Origin of the sequence: Dysgonomonas termitidis (genome assembly GCF_042654545.1) — a bacterium.
In the GTDB taxonomy this organism is placed as follows: Bacteria; Bacteroidota; Bacteroidia; order Bacteroidales; family Dysgonomonadaceae; genus Dysgonomonas; species Dysgonomonas termitidis.
On sequence record NZ_JBHSGN010000117.1, the window covers coordinates 1 to 17,497 of the forward strand.

The 17,497-nt window shown below is 39.9% G+C and carries 14 protein-coding genes and 1 tRNA gene; 12 read left to right on the forward strand and 3 right to left on the reverse strand.

Translation table 11 applies throughout. From position 1 onward, the window contains the following. Positions 1-125 precede the first annotated feature (125 nt). Complete coding sequence (locus ACFO6W_RS18820; protein WP_379999263.1) at positions 126-1,337, reverse strand: MFS transporter; 1,212 nt, start codon at positions 1,335-1,337, stop codon at positions 126-128. A gap of 695 nt (positions 1,338-2,032) precedes the next feature. Between ACFO6W_RS18820 and ACFO6W_RS18825 the strand changes: the two genes are divergently transcribed. Further along, a complete protein-coding gene (locus ACFO6W_RS18825) occupies positions 2,033-3,412 on the forward strand; it encodes a C1 family peptidase (protein WP_379999265.1) in 1,380 nt (459 codons plus the stop codon). Positions 3,413-3,717: 305 nt separating this feature from the next. Here the strand turns inward: ACFO6W_RS18825 and prmA are convergent, their stop codons facing one another. Further along, complete coding sequence (gene prmA / locus ACFO6W_RS18830; protein WP_379999267.1) at positions 3,718-4,560, reverse strand: 50S ribosomal protein L11 methyltransferase; 843 nt, start codon at positions 4,558-4,560, stop codon at positions 3,718-3,720. 186 nt (positions 4,561-4,746) lie between these two features. Between prmA and ACFO6W_RS18835 the strand changes: the two genes are divergently transcribed. Both ACFO6W_RS18835 and ACFO6W_RS18840 read left to right on the forward strand, forming a co-directional pair. Continuing rightward, positions 4,747-5,589, forward strand: coding sequence for a hypothetical protein (locus tag ACFO6W_RS18835; protein ID WP_379999269.1), 843 nt, complete (start codon positions 4,747-4,749; stop codon positions 5,587-5,589). A gap of 150 nt (positions 5,590-5,739) precedes the next feature. Then, positions 5,740-6,432: a DUF554 domain-containing protein gene (locus ACFO6W_RS18840; protein WP_379999271.1), complete on the forward strand. Its 693-nt coding sequence runs from the start codon at positions 5,740-5,742 to the stop codon at positions 6,430-6,432. 65 nt (positions 6,433-6,497) lie between these two features. Here ACFO6W_RS18840 and ACFO6W_RS18845 read toward each other — a convergent pair. After that, a tRNA-His gene (locus ACFO6W_RS18845) sits at positions 6,498-6,573 on the reverse strand. 231 nt (positions 6,574-6,804) lie between these two features. Here ACFO6W_RS18845 and ACFO6W_RS18850 point away from each other — a divergent pair. The 9 genes from ACFO6W_RS18850 to ACFO6W_RS18890 all read left to right on the forward strand — a co-directional run bounded on the left by ACFO6W_RS18850 (position 6,805) and on the right by ACFO6W_RS18890 (position 17,032). Continuing rightward, entirely contained in the window at positions 6,805-8,079 is a 1,275-nt protein-coding gene (locus ACFO6W_RS18850; protein WP_379999273.1) for a dicarboxylate/amino acid:cation symporter, read from the forward strand. Positions 8,080-8,120: 41 nt separating this feature from the next. Further along, a complete protein-coding gene (locus ACFO6W_RS18855; RefSeq protein ID WP_379999275.1) occupies positions 8,121-9,962 on the forward strand; it encodes a membrane dipeptidase in 1,842 nt (613 codons plus the stop codon). Between the two features lie 398 nt (positions 9,963-10,360). Then, complete coding sequence (locus tag ACFO6W_RS18860; RefSeq protein ID WP_379999277.1) at positions 10,361-11,155, forward strand: thymidylate synthase; 795 nt, start codon at positions 10,361-10,363, stop codon at positions 11,153-11,155. A gap of 32 nt (positions 11,156-11,187) precedes the next feature. Beyond that, a complete protein-coding gene (locus ACFO6W_RS18865) occupies positions 11,188-12,918 on the forward strand; it encodes an LIC_10190 family membrane protein (RefSeq protein ID WP_379999279.1) in 1,731 nt (576 codons plus the stop codon). A 251-nt stretch (positions 12,919-13,169) separates the two neighbouring features. Then, a complete protein-coding gene (rplM, locus tag ACFO6W_RS18870) occupies positions 13,170-13,625 on the forward strand; it encodes a 50S ribosomal protein L13 (protein WP_379999281.1) in 456 nt (151 codons plus the stop codon). 6 nt (positions 13,626-13,631) lie between these two features. Then, a complete protein-coding gene (gene rpsI, locus ACFO6W_RS18875) occupies positions 13,632-14,018 on the forward strand; it encodes a 30S ribosomal protein S9 (RefSeq protein ID WP_379999283.1) in 387 nt (128 codons plus the stop codon). Between the two features lie 190 nt (positions 14,019-14,208). Then, positions 14,209-15,063, forward strand: coding sequence for a 30S ribosomal protein S2 (rpsB, locus tag ACFO6W_RS18880; RefSeq protein ID WP_194225583.1), 855 nt, complete (start codon positions 14,209-14,211; stop codon positions 15,061-15,063). Between the two features lie 221 nt (positions 15,064-15,284). After that, on the forward strand, positions 15,285-16,109 hold the full coding sequence (gene tsf, locus ACFO6W_RS18885; protein WP_379999285.1) for a translation elongation factor Ts: 825 nt from the start codon (positions 15,285-15,287) through the stop codon (positions 16,107-16,109). A gap of 104 nt (positions 16,110-16,213) precedes the next feature. Beyond that, entirely contained in the window at positions 16,214-17,032 is an 819-nt protein-coding gene (locus ACFO6W_RS18890; protein ID WP_379999287.1) for a hypothetical protein, read from the forward strand. Positions 17,033-17,497: the final 465 nt, after the last annotated feature.

The window sequence follows — 17,497 nt, forward strand, 5'->3', positions numbered from 1 at the left end:
CAAATATAAGTATTTTCACTCATCCTTAACGAATTATCAGTTTATCAGCAGACCCTAATTATGAATTATAAGTTATGGATTATGAGTTATCTGCTTCGAGTTTATTCATAACTCATAACTCATAACTATTTCCTAAGCGTCTTGCTCAATGCTGCAATAACAACAATGCATCCGCCCAATAACCCGACCGCAAGGTAAGCCCATTCCATTCCATGACTGTCGGATATGGCCCCTACTAACAGGGGGGCAACCAATGGTCCTACAAAGCTGATGCTCGACATAATGGTAAGGGCTGTTCCGACCGGAGTTTTAGCTTTATCTCCGACAATACTGTATAAGGTAGGTACTACACAGGATATTCCCAGACCGATAAGCATAAAGCCGATCGAATTGATTATAACCTTTATGATAAGGGTATCGGCCGTATGGATAAACAGGGAAGATGTAACGAAGCCTATCAGGATAAGTGCTCCGGCAATCTGCAATACTGTTTTTTTCTGCCAGATACGGTATGCAAAATTGGTAAGCATACGTCCCGAAAACATCATAATCATAAATACAAGGAAACCTACCTGTAGAGATTCAGGCGCTTTTATAACCGATTGGAAATATACATCGCTCCATTCGAACATTGTATTTTCTACGATGAGGGCAAGCAGCCACACCAGACCTAACTGTATAAGCAATGTTTCGGGCATACGGAAGCCTTTCGATATTATCTTCGGCTCTGTTTCCTTTTCAGCTTGTACTGCTTTTGGAGTTGCTTCCTGCAGGTATTTATAATTGATAAGTATAGCGATAAGCGCGACTATTGTAATTATAGCAAAATGGACGAATGTTCCTACTTTCAGGTTAATCATACCATAACCTATCAATGCACCGATACAGGCGGCAAGGCTCCAGCTTGCGTGGAATGTGGCTATGATGGGTTTTCCGTAGATGCGCTCTACTTCAATAGCCTGCGTATTAAGTGAAATATCAGTCATATTCCAAAAAATGCCGAACAGGAACATGGCTATGCCCAATCCGGTAATATCAGGCATAAGGCTTACCATAAAGAGGGAAAGCGTGAATCCGGTGATACTTATCAGGACGGTTTTCTTACTTCCGATACGGGGCAGGAGGAATCCAACCAGTGGTATGGCTACGAATTTACCTATCGGAATAAGGAACATAAGTAAACCATAGTGCAGATAGCTTTCTACACTGAAATCCTTTTTAATGTCCGGTAAACGGCTTGCCCAACTGGCAAAGCATAATCCCTGAGCTATAAAAAGAGCCATTACGGCGTAACGTATTCTTTGTTTGGAGTAAGAGGCCGGCTGTATTTCAGTCATTTTCCTGATGATTTTTTGATTAAAACGATGCAAAGATAAATTCTTTAAGGAAGATTCTTTATATATAAGACAATTATTTATGCATATACAGGAAGTTTGAGGTATAATTTGTATCTAAGTTTATCTATGTATATATATAGCCGATAGCCTTTAGCTGTTAGCTGATAGTTTTTGAAATTTTGATTAGCATATTAGCGGATTAGCATATGACTGAAAAAGTTGTTACTTTTGTTACCTTTTTAACAGCTATGAGTTACGAGCAAACAAGATACGAGATATAAGTTGTTGACTGTTAATTGTAAAAGGTACCTTTGTTCCCTTTTTGCGTCTTTGCGAGAGAATATTGTTAACTGATGACTGTTGACTGTTCACTGATATATGTGTTACCTTTGTTACCTTTTTTGAATAGAGTTACGAGTACATAAGATACGAGATACGAGTTATTACGATTTGTGACTGCTCACTGTTTACTGCTCACTGTTTACTGTTAACTGTAAAAAGTGTTACTTTTTCGATTTATGTAACATTTGTAACATTGTAAGACTGTTATCCCGCCGTATTTCTTATTTTTGTATAGTAAAAACTATTAATTGGTCTGTCTAACCATGAAAACCGATATATCTTACCAGAGGAACTAATCCTTATATTTGATATATGTAGGTTTCCGTGTAATGATTAAATAAAACTATTCATATATGAAAAAGATTCTGTTTACAGGAGCCTTGTTATGTTCTTCGATACTCCTGTCCGCGCAAAGTATTACTGAAAGAGAATTGCAGGAAATACAGTCGGGCTTTAAACAAGATGCTCCTACAAAAGCGATTCAAAACATCCTGACAACAAACGCCAACATTACGGCAAATGCCCTGAATCACGACCTGCAAGGGAAAATAGATCATTATTTCCGGTACAGAGTGAATGTAAAGGGGATTACCGATCAAAAAAGTTCGGGACGCTGCTGGATGTTTACATCGATGAACGTATTGCGTCCGTCTATTATGGAGAAATACAATATCAGTGAATTTGATTTCTCTCACAATTATCTGTATTTCTGGGATATTTTTGAAAAAGCCAACCTGTTTCTCGAAAATATTATAGGTACGAGTAAAGACCCGTTTGGAGACAGGGCCGTGGAATACCTGTTCAAATCTCCGGTTGGCGACGGTGGTGTTTGGAACCTGTATTATAATGCCGCGAAGAAATATGGAGTTGTGCCTCAGGATGTAATGCCGGAAACTGCGCATTCGAACAATACAAGGCAAATGCTTGGTTTACTCAATGAAAGGCTGCGTTCCGGCGGATATACCCTTAGGGAACTGGCGTCCTCAGGCAAGAAAATGCAGGATTTAAGGTCGGAGAAAACACTTATACTAAAAGATGTGTATCGCATACTGGCTCTGTGTCTTGGCGAACCGCCTGCAGAATTTACATGGAGATATAAGGATAAAAACGGTATTATAAAGGAATTGCGTAATTATACCCCGAAACAGTTTTATGAGGCGATCACTCCGGAAGATTATTCTCCCGATAACTATATTATGGTGATGAACGATCCTACCCGCGAGTATTATCAGCTATATGAAATACAGAATTACAAAAATACGATCGAAGGCATCAACTGGATATATCTGAACCTGCCGAATGAAGACATAAAGAAAGCTGCTCTGGCTTCCATAAAGAATAACGAACCCCTGTATGCCTCTTGCGATGTGGGTAAGCAACTGAACAGGGAATCGGGAATACTCGATCCGGATATGTACGATTACCAGTCTTTATTAGGAGTGAATTTGTCGATGGATAAAAAAGCACGTATCCTGACACGGCAAAGCGGTTCGAGCCATGCCATGACATTGATCGGTTGCGACACGGATGTGAGTGACACGCCTGTAAAATGGGAATTTGAGAATAGTTGGGGAGCTGCTTCTGGCAATAAAGGTTATCTGACCTTTACAGATAAATGGTTTAGTGAATATATGTTCCGTCTGGTAGTACATAAAAAATATCTGGATGCCAAAGCGGTAGATTGTCTTAAACAGAAACCTGTACAATTGCCAATGTGGGACTATATGAATTAAGGCTGGCACATATTTTGTTGTTATACAGGGTATATATTGGGGTATTATGTGTTGATAGATAAAATTAACTAAAATTAGGATGGTGTTAAAAGGGTTTAAAAAACATTGGTTTTCGGCCTTGATATGTTAGCATTATTTATAAAAAATATGTTTTATAATATGTTTTTTTATTTGGTACGGTTTAATTTATGTCGTTCCTTTGTACCGATAACCAAACAATCTTTATTTACCTTAAAGCCTAATACCTAATTTAACTCACACATAAGAGGAGGTTTCAAATCAGAAGCCTCCTCTTATGTCTTTTATTATGACAATTTAGTATATTTTACTGCCACCCAGTTATCCTTTTCTGTATTATAGATGAAAGCCAGCTCATTTTTACTACACTCTTCGTCTATTGCCGGAATATCTTCCGCATAAAAACCACTCATATACAGAATGCCACCGTTATTCAAAACTGAAGAATAAGAATGGATGTCGTTTAGCAGGATGTTGCGGTTTATGTTTGCCAGGATGATATCAAACTTCTTATCGCCCAGCAATTCCGCCCCGCCTATCTTTATATCTACATTGTCAACGTTGTTCAAATTAAGATTCTCAATAGCGTTATCATATGCCCACTGATCTATATCTATGGCGGTTATAGGATTCGCACCGCGCATAGAAGCCAGTATCGCGAGTATGGCGGTGCCTGTACCCATATCGAGAACCGATTTGCCGTTGAAATCATCTTTCAGTATTTCCCGTATCATCAGCTCGGTGGTTTGATGGTGTCCTGTTCCGAAAGCCATCTTAGGGTCGATGTATATATTGTAGTCGTATGTTGCAGGAACATTGTGGAATGTGCTTTGGATGATACATTTGTCGCCGATAATCAGCGGCTGGAAATAATTCTTCTCCCATTCTTCATTCCAGTTCCGGTCTTCTATGCTTTTGTATGTATAGGTGATTTCGGCTTTTATAGGGAGTGTATTTAGGGCTTTATCCAGTTCTTCGATGTCGAACAGATTGTTCTGGATATATGCTGTTGTTCCGAGTTCGTCTTCAACGAAGCTTTCAAATCCTATCTCTGCAATTATGGCTGACAGTACACTATTGACTATTTCATCATTCGGCGTACATATAAATTTTACTTCAATATAGTTCATAATAGTAATTAGTTTAGCACAAAAGTACATTTTTATTCCCACTTTCGGATTTAAGATTTAGTATATCTGTGTTATAAATATTTTAACATTCTTTCTTGTTGTAGGTTAACTTTTTTTATATCTTTGGGCCTTGAAGAGTGAAAATAATCCGCTCTTTATTAACTAAACCTAACAACTTAAAGAAACATGAGACTACTATTACTGACTATCATCGCATTATGCGTATTACCTTTGCACGCTCAAGAAACCATAACCCTTAGTTCAAATTCTGTTTTGTCGATGGCTGATTCCGTTGCTGCTGCACCTGCTGCCGGCTTTGCAGAAAAAAAATCAGACAAGCAGTTTCTCTCACATCTCAGCATAGCTCTGAGGGCCTCGACTATGGGTATCGGTTTGCAGGCAGCAACACCGATAAACGATTATCTCAATTTACGTGCGGGAATTGATTTTGTCGGATTCAAAACAAGTACATTCGATATTGGTCTGGATGACACTGATGGAATGTTCGAAGAGGCATTTGGTTATACGCCTGATTATAAAATGAAAGGTGAGTTGAATTTTACCAATGGGAATGTATTGGTAGATTTCCATCCTACAAAGGGTATATTCCATCTGACTGCAGGTGTGTTTATAGGAGCAAACAAGCTTAAAGCGAAAGGCTTCCTGGTTAATCCGAATACAGGAGAGCGCGCAACCTTGAAACCCGGAGTTTCAGAATGGCCATATGTAGATTTCGACGGACACAGACTAACATTGGATGACGCTAATCTGGATGCAACCCTTCAATTGGGAAAAATTATCAAACCGTATTTCGGGCTGGGAGTTGGCCGTGCTATAGCGAACAAGCGTGTCGCTTTCAAATTCGAACTGGGTATGATTTATCAGGGAAATTACAGCCTTAAGCAAAATGGGAAGAAATTAGATGTGGTGAATAATGCCTCTGAAAGTTTCGAAGATATAGATGATTATACTAAATGGCTGAAATGGTGGCCTATGCTTAATTTCCAGCTGTCATACAAAATATTCTAGTCTGAAATAAATAGACTAAAAAAGAGCTACTCAGGACGAGTGGCTCTTTTTAGTTTTTTGTAAACGAACCGGATCTATAGAGAATAAAATGTCGATATATTTTCTATTTTTGTAGAAAATCAAATCTATTTAAACACAATTGCTATATCTATGGTAGGAACACTGGTCAACACGGGGGCAATTATCGGGGGTAGCCTGATAGGACTGATGGTCCATTCAAGGCTGTCTTCCAAAATGACAGGTATTGTATTTCAGGGTATCGGGCTGCTTACTATTGCAATCGGCATATCAATGTCGTTGCGTATAGAAAGCATGCTTCTTGTAGTGGTGAGTATTGTACTGGGTTCCGTAACCGGACAGGGTATCGATATAGATAAACATTTGCGGCGCTTTTCCAATTATCTGGAATCCAAAAGTTCGGGAACGAAAAAAGGTAATGCGGCAACAAATCAATTTACAGAGGGATTTATTACCGCCTCCATGCTGTTTTGTGTCGGTTCTATGGCCATATTGGGATCGATTGAGGATGGTATGGGAAAGTCTCCTGATTTATTGCTAACCAAGTCTATTATGGATGGAATTTCGTCCATAGCTTTGGCTTCCACATTTGGTATCTGCATTCTGTTTTCATCCGTTCCCGTCTTAATTTATCAGGGAGGACTGACTTTGTTCGCGGCTTTTATTATGCGCTATATGAGCGATGATATGACAGCGAATATGACCGGAGTAGGAGGAATTCTGTTGATAGGGCTGGGAATCAGCATCCTTAAAATAAAGGATATCAGTGTGACGAATATGCTTCCGGCCCTGGTCATTGTAGTGATTTTGTCATACTTCTTTTGATTATAGTATGGCGTGGCTGTAAAAATAAAAAGAAACTGCTTGATAAACAGTTTCTTTTCTTCTTTGGGTGAAAGACGGGTCTCGAACCCGCGACCTTCGGAACCACAATCCGACGCTCTAACCAACTGAGCTACAATCACCATTTTTGCATTCGCGGTGCAAATATATGTATTTTTATTATAATAACAAGGCTTCCGGGAGAAAAAATGTGAAGCTTTTTGTAGATATACAGCGAAAATTAAGACTATCAACAGGATAGTTATTGCCTTCAGGATATCAATTTTCTTAAATCTGCAATTATTTATAGATAACAGATGTAGATTCTCCGTTTGAAAGTGTAATTTTGCAGACTTATACAATTTGTTTGTTTCGATGAATATTTTAAGAAATTATGTATATACTATTCTTCTCCTTTGTGGAATATTGACAGGAGGGATATGCGGTATCATTTTCGGGGAAGATGCATCTGTCGTTAAACCGGTAGGGGATATTTTTCTTAACCTGATGTTTGTGCTGATAGTGCCGTTGGTATTTTTCAGTGTTTCGTCGTCTATCTGCAACATGAAGCAGTCGAATATGGTGGGGAAGGTTGTCGGTAATATTGCCCTTGTATTCCTGCTCACCTCTGTTGTTGCGGCGATAGTAGCATATCTGTTCACTCTGTTTTATAACCCCCTGGGTGGAATTAACCAGTCGGATGTGCTGACAGGGCTTCCCGGACAAACAATCAGGCAGCTGACTTCTGCTGAAATATTTGTAAATACATTTACGGTCTCCGATTTTCAGCAGTTGTTTACCAAATCAAATTTGTTGCCCCTTATTATATTTTCCGCGTTTTTTGGCCTTGCCACCGCTCTTTCCAAGAGTAAAGGGAAGATGGTGGCGGAACTGCTTAATGCTGCCAATAGTATAATATTGAAAATGATGAGTATTATCATGATAGCCGCGCCTTTAGGCCTTGGCTGTTATTTCGCGGATACAGTAGGGAAGCTGGGAGGACAGATACTGAATGGATATTTACATGTATTCCTGCTTTATCTGATACTCACTGCTATCTCTTTTTTTGTACTGAATTCGGTTTATATTTTCATAGCCGGAGGGAAAAAGGCTTTTGTCGCTTTCTGGCGCAATATGCCGACACCATCCTTGATGGCGATTGCCACATCTTCGAGTGCGGCTTGTATTCCTGTAAATATTGAGGCGTCGAAAAAAATGGGAGTTCCGGAGAATATTGCGGAAACGGTTATTCCTTTAGGTACAAATATACATAAGGATGGTTCGGTTATGGCCGGGGTGCTTAAAGTTATATTTCTGTTTACTATATTCGGGCAGGAACTTACATCCTCCTCCAATATGTTTATGATTATCGGAGTAGCCTTGCTTGTGGGAGCGGTAATGGGGGCGATACCGAGTGGAGGTATGACCGGAGAGCTGCTTATCTGTTCAGTTTTTGGATTCTCTCCTCAACTTGCAGGAACATTGATGATAATAAGTACAATTGTGGATATTCCGGCTACACTGCTCAATTCTACCGGGAATGTCGTCTGCGCGGTATTAGTTACCCGGCTGACAGATGGTAAAGACTGGGTAAAGAAACAACTGGTAGCCCCTCCTGACCTCCCCGAAAGGGAGGAAATAAAAAGATGATAATAAGTAATGGAAAGGTCAAAGCTTTTAATAATAAAGAGATGAAAAAAATAGTATCCATCATATTTTCTATCTGCTTGTCGGTAAGCGGAAGTATATACAGTCAGAAAACAGCCACTCCAAGCCTGCCGGAGTTATATAAAACCATAGATTCGGAATTTGTTGATTTACGCTCCAAGCCGGCTCCGCTTATCGGTTTATCGGCAAGCCGGACAGATAAAGGCAGTTCGGTAGTACAGGCGACATATATCAATGCCATACTAAAGGCCGGAGGTAAGCCTGTAATTATTCCTGTAATAACAGATGGCGTAATTTTGAGGGGTATTGTAAAAGACCTCGATGGGCTGGTGATGACCGGAGGAGAAGATATTAATCCTCCCTATTACAAGGAAACAGCAATCCCGGATATGAACGATATAGATTCCCTCCGTGATATCTACGATTTGGTGTTACTGAAGCTGGCTACCGACCGGAATGTTCCTATACTTGGAATTTGCCGGGGGATGCAACTGATAAATGTAGCTTTCGGAGGAACACTCTATCAGGATATCCCTACGCAGGTAAAAGATAAGAGTATCAATCATAAGCAAACAGAGCCGAGAGAACAAGGGACACATACGATAGCTATAGAAAAAGATTCCAAACTAGCACAAGTATTAGGAGTTGATGAGTTCTCGGTGAATACATTCCACCATCAGGCGGTAAAAGATATTGCGCCGGATTTCCGTACGGTGGCAATCACGCAGGATGGCATCGTAGAAGCTATCGAGGCATATCCCAACCGTTCAGTAATAGGGGTGCAATGGCATCCCGAAGGACATGTTTACGGCGGGGATACGACAATGCTTAAAATATTCAGGTTTATTGTGAACGAAGCCAATACTTTCCGTAAGGCAAAAGAACTGCATAAGCATATTTTGTCGGTTGATACGCATTGCGATACACCGACCGAATTCAAAAAAGCAGGGTTTGACATAGGAAGAAGGGAAGAAAATCAGGTGAATATCCCTAAAATGGAAGAGGGGATGCTGGATGCTATTTTCTTCGCTGCTTATATAGCGCAAGGGCCTCGGGATAAAGAGTCGACACAGAAAGCAGTGGATAAGATAGAAAACTATATAAAAGAAACGCATCAACAGGTAGAAAGAAACAAGGATATCTGCGGAATAGCCTATACGGCCGATGATCTTATACGCCTCAAAAATGAAGGTAAAAAGGCTGTATTTATCGGTATCGAAAACGGATATGGCATAGGCAAGGATATCTCCAATATTGCCCGTTTCCAAAAAATGGGAGTGAATTATATAACCCTTTGCCATACCAAAGACAATGATATATGCGATACGTCGAGTGATACAAAACATGAATGGAACGGCCTTAGTCCTTATGGAAAAGAGGTGGTAAAGGAAATGAACCGGCTGGGGGTTATGGTGGATATTTCGCACGTGGGAGAAAAAACATTCTGGGATGTAATAGAACTATCTACCAAACCTGTCATCGCATCGCATTCGTCTGTGCAGGCGCTGTGCTATCACGACCGCAACCTGACCGACAAGCAGATGCAGGCAATTGCAAAAAACGGAGGAGTAGTGCAGATATGCCTCGTAGACCTGTTTATCAATAAAGATAAAAGCAAAGCCAGCCTGACAGATGCTATAGACCATATTGATTATGTTGTGAAAGTAGCGGGTGTCGACCATGTGGGTATCGCGTCCGATTTTGATGGTGGCGGAGGGCTGATAGGATGTCAGGGTAGTAATGACATGATAAATATCACGGTGAAATTATTAGAGCGAGGTTATTCGGATAAAGATATAGAAAAGATATGGGGCGGTAATTTCCTTCGGGTAATGTCGGAGGTGCAAAAGGGCGCGAAGAAATAAGCGATTAAATACTTTATAATAATATTGTTGAATGTGAAGGTGTGCCAAAAGTCTTTTACTTTTTCTTTGTCATGTTGAACGGAGTGAAACATCGCATTTCCAAGGGGCGAGATTCTTCGTTGCACTCAGAAACAACGTTCGGCAGAGCGAAGCGGAGCCAATGACAAAGAGGATAATTAGTTGATTGTACAGTTTTACTTTTGACATCACCATACAAATCATCTCTAAAAATTGTTATATAAAGTAACCGTTTATTTTTTAGATTTCTACAGAGATGCAAGCAAGTCAGGGATCTGAATTTAGAAATATTACAAAAGCATAACACGAACCATTGTTTTTTTAGAGCGAAATATATCTTACTTTTGTATAATTTTCAAAGCAAAACAAAATATCCAAATATGAAACAATATCACGATTTACTGAAACGTGTTCTGGCAGAAGGCATACATAAAAGTGACCGCACCGGGACAGGTACGATCAGTGTATTCGGACATCAGAGCCGTTACAATCTGGCAGACGGTTTCCCCGTGCTCACTACGAAGAAATTACATCTCAAATCCATCATATACGAACTACTCTGGTTTCTGGCAGGGGATACCAACGCGAAATATCTGCAGGACCATGGTGTGCGTATATGGAACGAATGGGCTGATGAAAACGGTGATCTGGGGCATATTTACGGTTATCAGTGGCGTTCCTGGCCCGATTATAACGGAGGCTTTATAGATCAGATCTCCAATGTGGTGGATACAATAAAAAACAATCCGGATTCGCGCCGTATTATCGTGAGTGCATGGAATGTGGCCGATCTGCCGAATATGAACCTTCCTCCGTGTCATGCTTTCTTCCAGTTTTATGTGGCTGACGGGAAGTTGAGTCTGCAACTGTATCAGCGCAGTGCCGACATATTTCTGGGCGTACCTTTCAATATCGCTTCATATGCCCTTTTGTTGCAGATGATGGCGCAGGTAACAGGTCTCGAAGCCGGAGATTTTGTGCATACATTAGGAGATGCGCACATATATACAAATCATCTGGAGCAGGTAAAATTACAATTGACACGCGATTTCCGCCCGTTGCCACGTATGATAATAAACCCTGAAGTAAAAAGTATTTTCGGTTTTAAATTTGAGGATTTCAGCTTGGAAGGCTATGATCCGCATCCGCATATAAAAGGGGAAGTGGCTGTGTGATAATCATAACTTATAACTTATAATTACCAAACGTGCTTGCAAACTTTATAACATGGACAATCATATTCTTTATCCTCTTTAGTTTCGGGGATATGCTGCTCGCGTTATATAATAGGATTTGCAAACGTGATGAAGAGTACAATCCTGTAGATAAACTGCTGCTCGGATTGTGTTTTCTTATTATACCCTTGTCGTTGTGGTCGTTGTGGCTGCCATCCAATCAGTTATTCTTAGTTGCCGTCTTTCTGGTTTCGCTAAACTATTGGGCTATCTGCCCCAGAAGGTTGTTTTATACCTATGATTATATTGTAAAGTCAACGAAAGGAGTTTTTTCCCCTTTTCAATCGGTACTTATAATCCTATTCCTACTGTTCTCTCTCTATTTCTTTACGTGGCAACAGGATGTGTATGATTCAGCATTTTACCATTTTCAAAATATCAGGTGGAATGAAGAATACGCAGTTGTGCCCGGAGTCGCAAATCTCGATGACAGGTTTGGCTTCAACTCCAATTACTTCCTGCTATGCGCTGTTTTTTCGTTTCGTTTTTTTCTGGGAGAGGCGATGTATCCGTTACAACCGCTGATTGTGACGGTTGCCGGATGTTGGATTTTATACGAACTGTTTATCTCCAGATACGAGGCAAAGCGCGTTGTCATATTATTATCATATATTCTGCTTTTTTGGATTTCTATCTACTTTCTCGGAAATACCTCTACGGATATATTGCCTAATTTTATTGTGTTTTATATCATTGCCCGGATTGTATTATACCCTAAACTGTTGAAAACGAATTGCCTGATTGGTATTGTGCTCCCGGTTTTTTTGCTTACATGTAAATTATCATTTTTCCCGATCGGGCTGATAAGTATTTATTTGTTGTATAACCTTTTCAGAGAGCGGAAATACAAGGTTATTTCATTTGTCGTTATTGCCGGGCTTTTCATATTGATTCCGTGGCTGATAAGGAATGTTGTGATTTCCGGCTATCTTATCTATCCGTTCTATCAGATAGATTTATTCTCTTTCGATTGGAAAGTTCCACGCGAAGTGGCTATAAGAGAAACGAATTATATATTCGATATCGGTTATTATTTTTTCAGGATTGCCCTGCGCTATCCGGGGGAGAGTGTCCGGGACCCATTGTTCATAAATATACTTACTGATGTAATATATTTACTGACCCTTTGCTCATTTATTCTCGCTTCTTATCTGATACTGAAAAAGAGAAAAAAAATTGGAATACATATATATTTACTGTATGTTGTTTTCTTTGTCTCTATTGTGGTCTGGGCTTTTGGAGGGCCTGATATACGATTTGTACCCGGTATATTGTGTGCTGTGATTTTTACGGGAGGGGTACTGTTGTATGAGAATAGGGATTATAAATTATATTTGCCGGGATTCAGTAAAACGTTACTTTGTGCTTTTATTCTTGGTATTGCCTTGTGGACGGGTAGCTGTTATTACGGCTTTTATCCGCAAATTAAAGAGTATGGCATCCATCCGTTCTCGCATCTGATGCTTAAACCTTATTCCATCACCGACCGGCAGAAAGCGCGAGGTATAGATATTACAGATGGGTTTTTGCCATATACCATTAATAATGAGCAAATCATATGGGTAAGTGAAGACCTGCCTTATGAGATGATACTTCCCGCCAGTATTGCAAGCCACTACGCCAAATTTATTCCTTTGGAATGCATTGAGGCCAGAGGATATAAGATACAGGATGGGTACAGGGTGAAGAAAATGTGCCAATAAAAGATAGATATGCAAATAATCTATTAATTCATTGGCATATCGGCATATTATAACATTCCCTCATTAAAAATTCCCCGTTTATTTTTGCTAATTCACTGATAATTTGTAATTTTGCGAGCCGATTATTACGAAATAAAACGTAAAAATTTGATTAACAAACGATTATCGCTTATCATATCTTAGCTCGATAAGCGGATGAAAGTTGAGTGAGTCAAAGAAAAAGTAATTAACCAAATTAATTTTTTAAGTAAGTGGATACTTTAAGTTATAAGACCATTTCAGCGAACAAAGCAACCGTACAAAAAGAATGGGTTGTGATTGACGCTACAGGCCAGACACTGGGACGCATGGCATCCAAAGTGGCAAAACTTCTGAGAGGGAAGTATAAACCAAGTTTTACCCCGCATGTAGACTGTGGCGATAATGTAATTATTATCAACGCGGACAAAGTGGTGTTGACTGGTAACAAATGGAACGACCGTGTTTATCTTAGATATACAGGCTATCCGGGTGGACAAAGAGAAGCTACTCCTGCCGTATTGATGGAAAAAGGAGCCGACCGCTTGGTGCATAAGGTAGTAAAAGGTATGTTGCCTAAGAATCGTCTTGGCGCAGCTCTTTTGAAAAATCTTTATGTATATGCAGGTACTGAGCACAAGCATGAAGCTCAACAACCGAAAACAATAGATATTAACGCTCTTAAATAATTATTAATGGAAGTAGTAAATGCAATAGGAAGACGTAAAGCTGCTATAGCTCGCGTATTCGTAAGCGAAGGAACCGGAAAAATAGTGATCAACAAACGTGAACTAGAGAATTACTTCCCTTCAACTATTCTTCAATATGTTGTAAAACAACCGCTAAACAAACTGGCAGTTGCTGAAAAGTACGACATCAAGATCAACCTGAACGGAGGTGGATACAAAGGACAGGCAGAAGCTGCACGTCTTGGTATCGCCCGCGCTTTGGTGAAGATCAACCCAGAAGATAAGTCTGCTCTCAGAGCTGAAGGATTTATGACTCGCGACCCACGTGTTGTAGAACGTAAAAAACCGGGACAACCAAAAGCAAGAAAAAGATTTCAGTTCTCAAAACGTTAATTTGGATATTATTTTACCCAATTACGCTTTCACGGCTACGGCCGCTTAAAAGTTACAGGTTGGTTAATATATGATGAGTCGGCCTCATCTCTTAAATTACGTTTAGTATCTAAATTGCCGGGACTTCTGAAAATGAGCTACCCGACAATTCGCTAACAGAAAAAGAAAGTAAACGATCAAAAAATTAAAAATGGCAAAATTAGAATTCGACCAATTATTAGACGCTGGTGTACACTTCGGTCACTTGAAAAGAAAGTGGAACCCGGCAATGGCTCCTTATATCTTTATGGAGCGCAATGGTATCCACATCATTGACCTATATAAAACAATAGCTAAGACCGAAGACGCAGCTGCTGCTATGAAGCAAATCGCTAAATCGGGCAAAAAAATATTGTTTGTTGCTACAAAGAAACAAGCAAAGCAAGTTGTTACAGACCTGGCCCTGTCAATAAATATGCCTTATGTGGTAGAGCGCTGGCCGGGTGGTATGTTGACAAACTTCCCTACAATCCGTAAGGCTGTGAAGAAGATGTCGACTATCGACAAAATGGTGAAAGACGGAACTTTCGATACTCTATCGAAAAGAGAAAGACTTCAGGTTACACGTCAACGTGCAAAACTTGAAAAAACATTAGGTTCTATTCAGGATCTTACCCGTCTTCCATCTGCACTATTCGTAGTGGACGTGATGAAAGAACACATCGCCGTAAGAGAAGCAAACCGTCTCGGAATACCTGTATTTGCAATGGTAGATACAAACTCTAATCCGGATGATATCGACTTCGTAATCCCTGCAAACGATGATGCTGCCAAATCTATCGAACTTATCCTCGGAAGCCTTTGCGATGCAATCAAAGAAGGTCTTGAGGAAAGAAAGATCGAAAAAGCAGATAGCGCAGCTGCTGAAGCTCAGGATGAAGAAGGTGCTCCAAGAAGAGAGCGCAAAGCGAAAGCCGGTGCAAAGAAACCTGTGGTTGAAAAAGAAGACCAGGAGGCTATCAATGCAGCTGTAGCAAGTAAATTTGCTAAAGGAGACGAAGAGTAAATAAAGTTTAATAGACTAAGAATTAGCCTCTAAGAGCATTCTTAGAGACTATTTCTTGGTCTTTTTTAATAGTTACAAGTTACAAAGTTACGAGTTACAAGTTTACTGTTGATTGGAAAATGACATACTCGTAAAATATATTGGAGACTTGTAACTCGTAACTGCCCAAAGGGCGAAGTAACTCGTAACTAATTATAAACCAAAAATAAAAGGAGAAAAACATGGCAATTTCTATGGCAGATATCCAACACTTGCGCAAAATGACAGGTGCAGGTATGATGGATTGTAAAAATGCTTTGACTGAAGCAGAAGGAGATTTTGATAAAGCAATCGAAATAATTCGTAAAAAAGGACAGGCTTTCGCTGCAAAACGTGAAGACCGTGATGCAACAGAAGGTTGCGTGTTGGCTGCAACAAACAGCGATTTCGCTGCGATAGTGGCAGTAAACTGCGAAACTGACTTTGTGGCAATGAACGGCGATTTCGTGGGAATGACTAAGTCGATACTTGATGCCGCACTGTCTAACAGACCTGCTGATATAGATACTCTGAAAACTATTAAAGTCGGCGATCGTACAATTGCTGAACTTGTAACAGACAGAATGGGCGTTACAGGTGAAAAAATGGAACTGAACGTGTATAAGCAAATCACTGCTCCTACAGTAGTGGCATATGTTCATCCGGGCAATAAGCTGGCGGCTATCGTTGGTTTCAATAAGCCAAATGTTGACGAACAGGTAGCTAAAGATATAGCTATGCAAATCGCTGCTATGAGTCCTGTTGCCCTTGTGGCGGAAGAAGTTTCGGAAGAAATCAAAGAAAGGGAACTCAAGATTGCCAGAGAAAAAGCGATTGAAGCCGGCAAACCTGAGAATCTGATCGACAGAATTGCTGAAGGCGCATTGCAGAAGTTCTATAAAGAATTTACACTTCTTCAACAGGAATTTGTGAAAAATCCTAAGCAAACAATTGCTCAATATCTTGCAGAACATGATAAAGAGCTTGCTGTTACAGGTTTCCAACGTTTTACGTTGAACGCTGAATAAGCAGGTTTAAGAAATAGATATAAAAAGTGCAGCCGTTACAGGTTGCACTTTTTTGTTTGGTTTCTTATTCTTATTTTTGATTATTGATAATCAATGTGAATACTATGAGATACCTGACGCAGATTTTACTATTAGTTCTTGTTATTGCTACTCTGACCGGTTGTGAAACGGTCGCCAATATGTTTTCATACAGATATGTTACAGTAGCATTTGTGGAAAGCCTTCTAAATGAGGAGTATGACAACGCTATTGATCAAATGACAGTGAATAGGAAAGACTTAGGTGAAGCTAATCTGGATACGCTGAAACTCGAATTGGCTGATTTTCGGTATCATATCGTAAAGAAATTCGGAACAGAGTTGGATTATACCTTTATGAAAGCTGAAAAAATGAGTTCGGCCTTAACCTCTGATCAAGCATCGTCTGCCGGGACTACGGATGTATACATTCAATTTTCAAATGAAGACTATTTCGGCGTTTTTAAGGTTTCTTTCGATGAGGGGTACGGAAAGATCAAGTTTATAAATGTACTTGATATCAAAAAGATCATTCCTTCTATGTTTTCATTCTGGCTGATAGGGTTCATTGCAATCTTGGTGCCTGTCCTTAATGTATATGCGATCGTACGGATAAAACGAAGTGATCTGAAAAGGAAATGGATAAAATACATTGCGGTTATTTGCCTGAATGTTCCCACAATAACATATTCCGCCATTAATGGTTTTTCATTTCAATTATTACAGTTTCAAGTGCTTTTCGGGTTTGGTTTTAGCCTTATGGGGTATCTGAACTGCGCATGGACAATAGGTGTACCTATAGGCGGATTGTTTTGGCTGTGGCGGCTGAATGAACGCAAGAGGCTCAGATACGAACCCGATACGGCATATACGGAGGATATAGAACAGAAATTTCCGTCCGAATAGGATTTTTTGTATAACAGTTTATCTATATACATAGCTGATAGCCTTTAGCTATTAGCTGATAGTTCTTTGAAAGGATAAGCGAGCGTCCTCAATTCCCCAAAAGGCAGGGCTGTTAAGTTCTACGTTTTATTCTGTTATTCTCTGCTGTCATCCTGAGTGAAACGAAGGATCTCTTTCGAGTTAAGAGATGTTTCACTTCGTTCAACATGACACAGAGGATATAAGAATGCAGAACTTAACAGCCCTGCCCCCAAGGGAGACTTATACAGAGGAAAAAAAGGAACAGATAAAAAATAGTGGAAAAAGTGTAACTTTTGTAACTTTTTTGATATAGTTACGAGTTACTTCGCCCTTCGGGCAGTTACGAGTTACGAGTAGACAAGATACGAGATACGAGTTGTTTACTGTTCACTGCTAACTGAAATAAGTGTTACTTTTGTTACCTTTTACCCCCCGCTGGCGCGA

Coding starts and splice junctions, on each gene's coding strand:
- ACFO6W_RS18820 (WP_379999263.1), bottom strand. CDS start 1,337: ATGACTGAAATACAGCCGGCCTCTTACTCCAAACAAAGAATACGTTAC.
- ACFO6W_RS18825 (WP_379999265.1), top strand. CDS start 2,033: ATGAAAAAGATTCTGTTTACAGGAGCCTTGTTATGTTCTTCGATACTC.
- prmA (WP_379999267.1), bottom strand. CDS start 4,560: ATGAACTATATTGAAGTAAAATTTATATGTACGCCGAATGATGAAATA.
- ACFO6W_RS18835 (WP_379999269.1), top strand. CDS start 4,747: ATGAGACTACTATTACTGACTATCATCGCATTATGCGTATTACCTTTG.
- ACFO6W_RS18840 (WP_379999271.1), top strand. CDS start 5,740: ATGGTAGGAACACTGGTCAACACGGGGGCAATTATCGGGGGTAGCCTG.
- ACFO6W_RS18850 (WP_379999273.1), top strand. CDS start 6,805: ATGAATATTTTAAGAAATTATGTATATACTATTCTTCTCCTTTGTGGA.
- ACFO6W_RS18855 (WP_379999275.1), top strand. CDS start 8,121: ATGAAAAAAATAGTATCCATCATATTTTCTATCTGCTTGTCGGTAAGC.
- ACFO6W_RS18860 (WP_379999277.1), top strand. CDS start 10,361: ATGAAACAATATCACGATTTACTGAAACGTGTTCTGGCAGAAGGCATA.
- rpsI (WP_379999283.1), top strand. CDS start 13,632: ATGGAAGTAGTAAATGCAATAGGAAGACGTAAAGCTGCTATAGCTCGC.
- rpsB (WP_194225583.1), top strand. CDS start 14,209: ATGGCAAAATTAGAATTCGACCAATTATTAGACGCTGGTGTACACTTC.
- tsf (WP_379999285.1), top strand. CDS start 15,285: ATGGCAATTTCTATGGCAGATATCCAACACTTGCGCAAAATGACAGGT.
- ACFO6W_RS18890 (WP_379999287.1), top strand. CDS start 16,214: ATGAGATACCTGACGCAGATTTTACTATTAGTTCTTGTTATTGCTACT.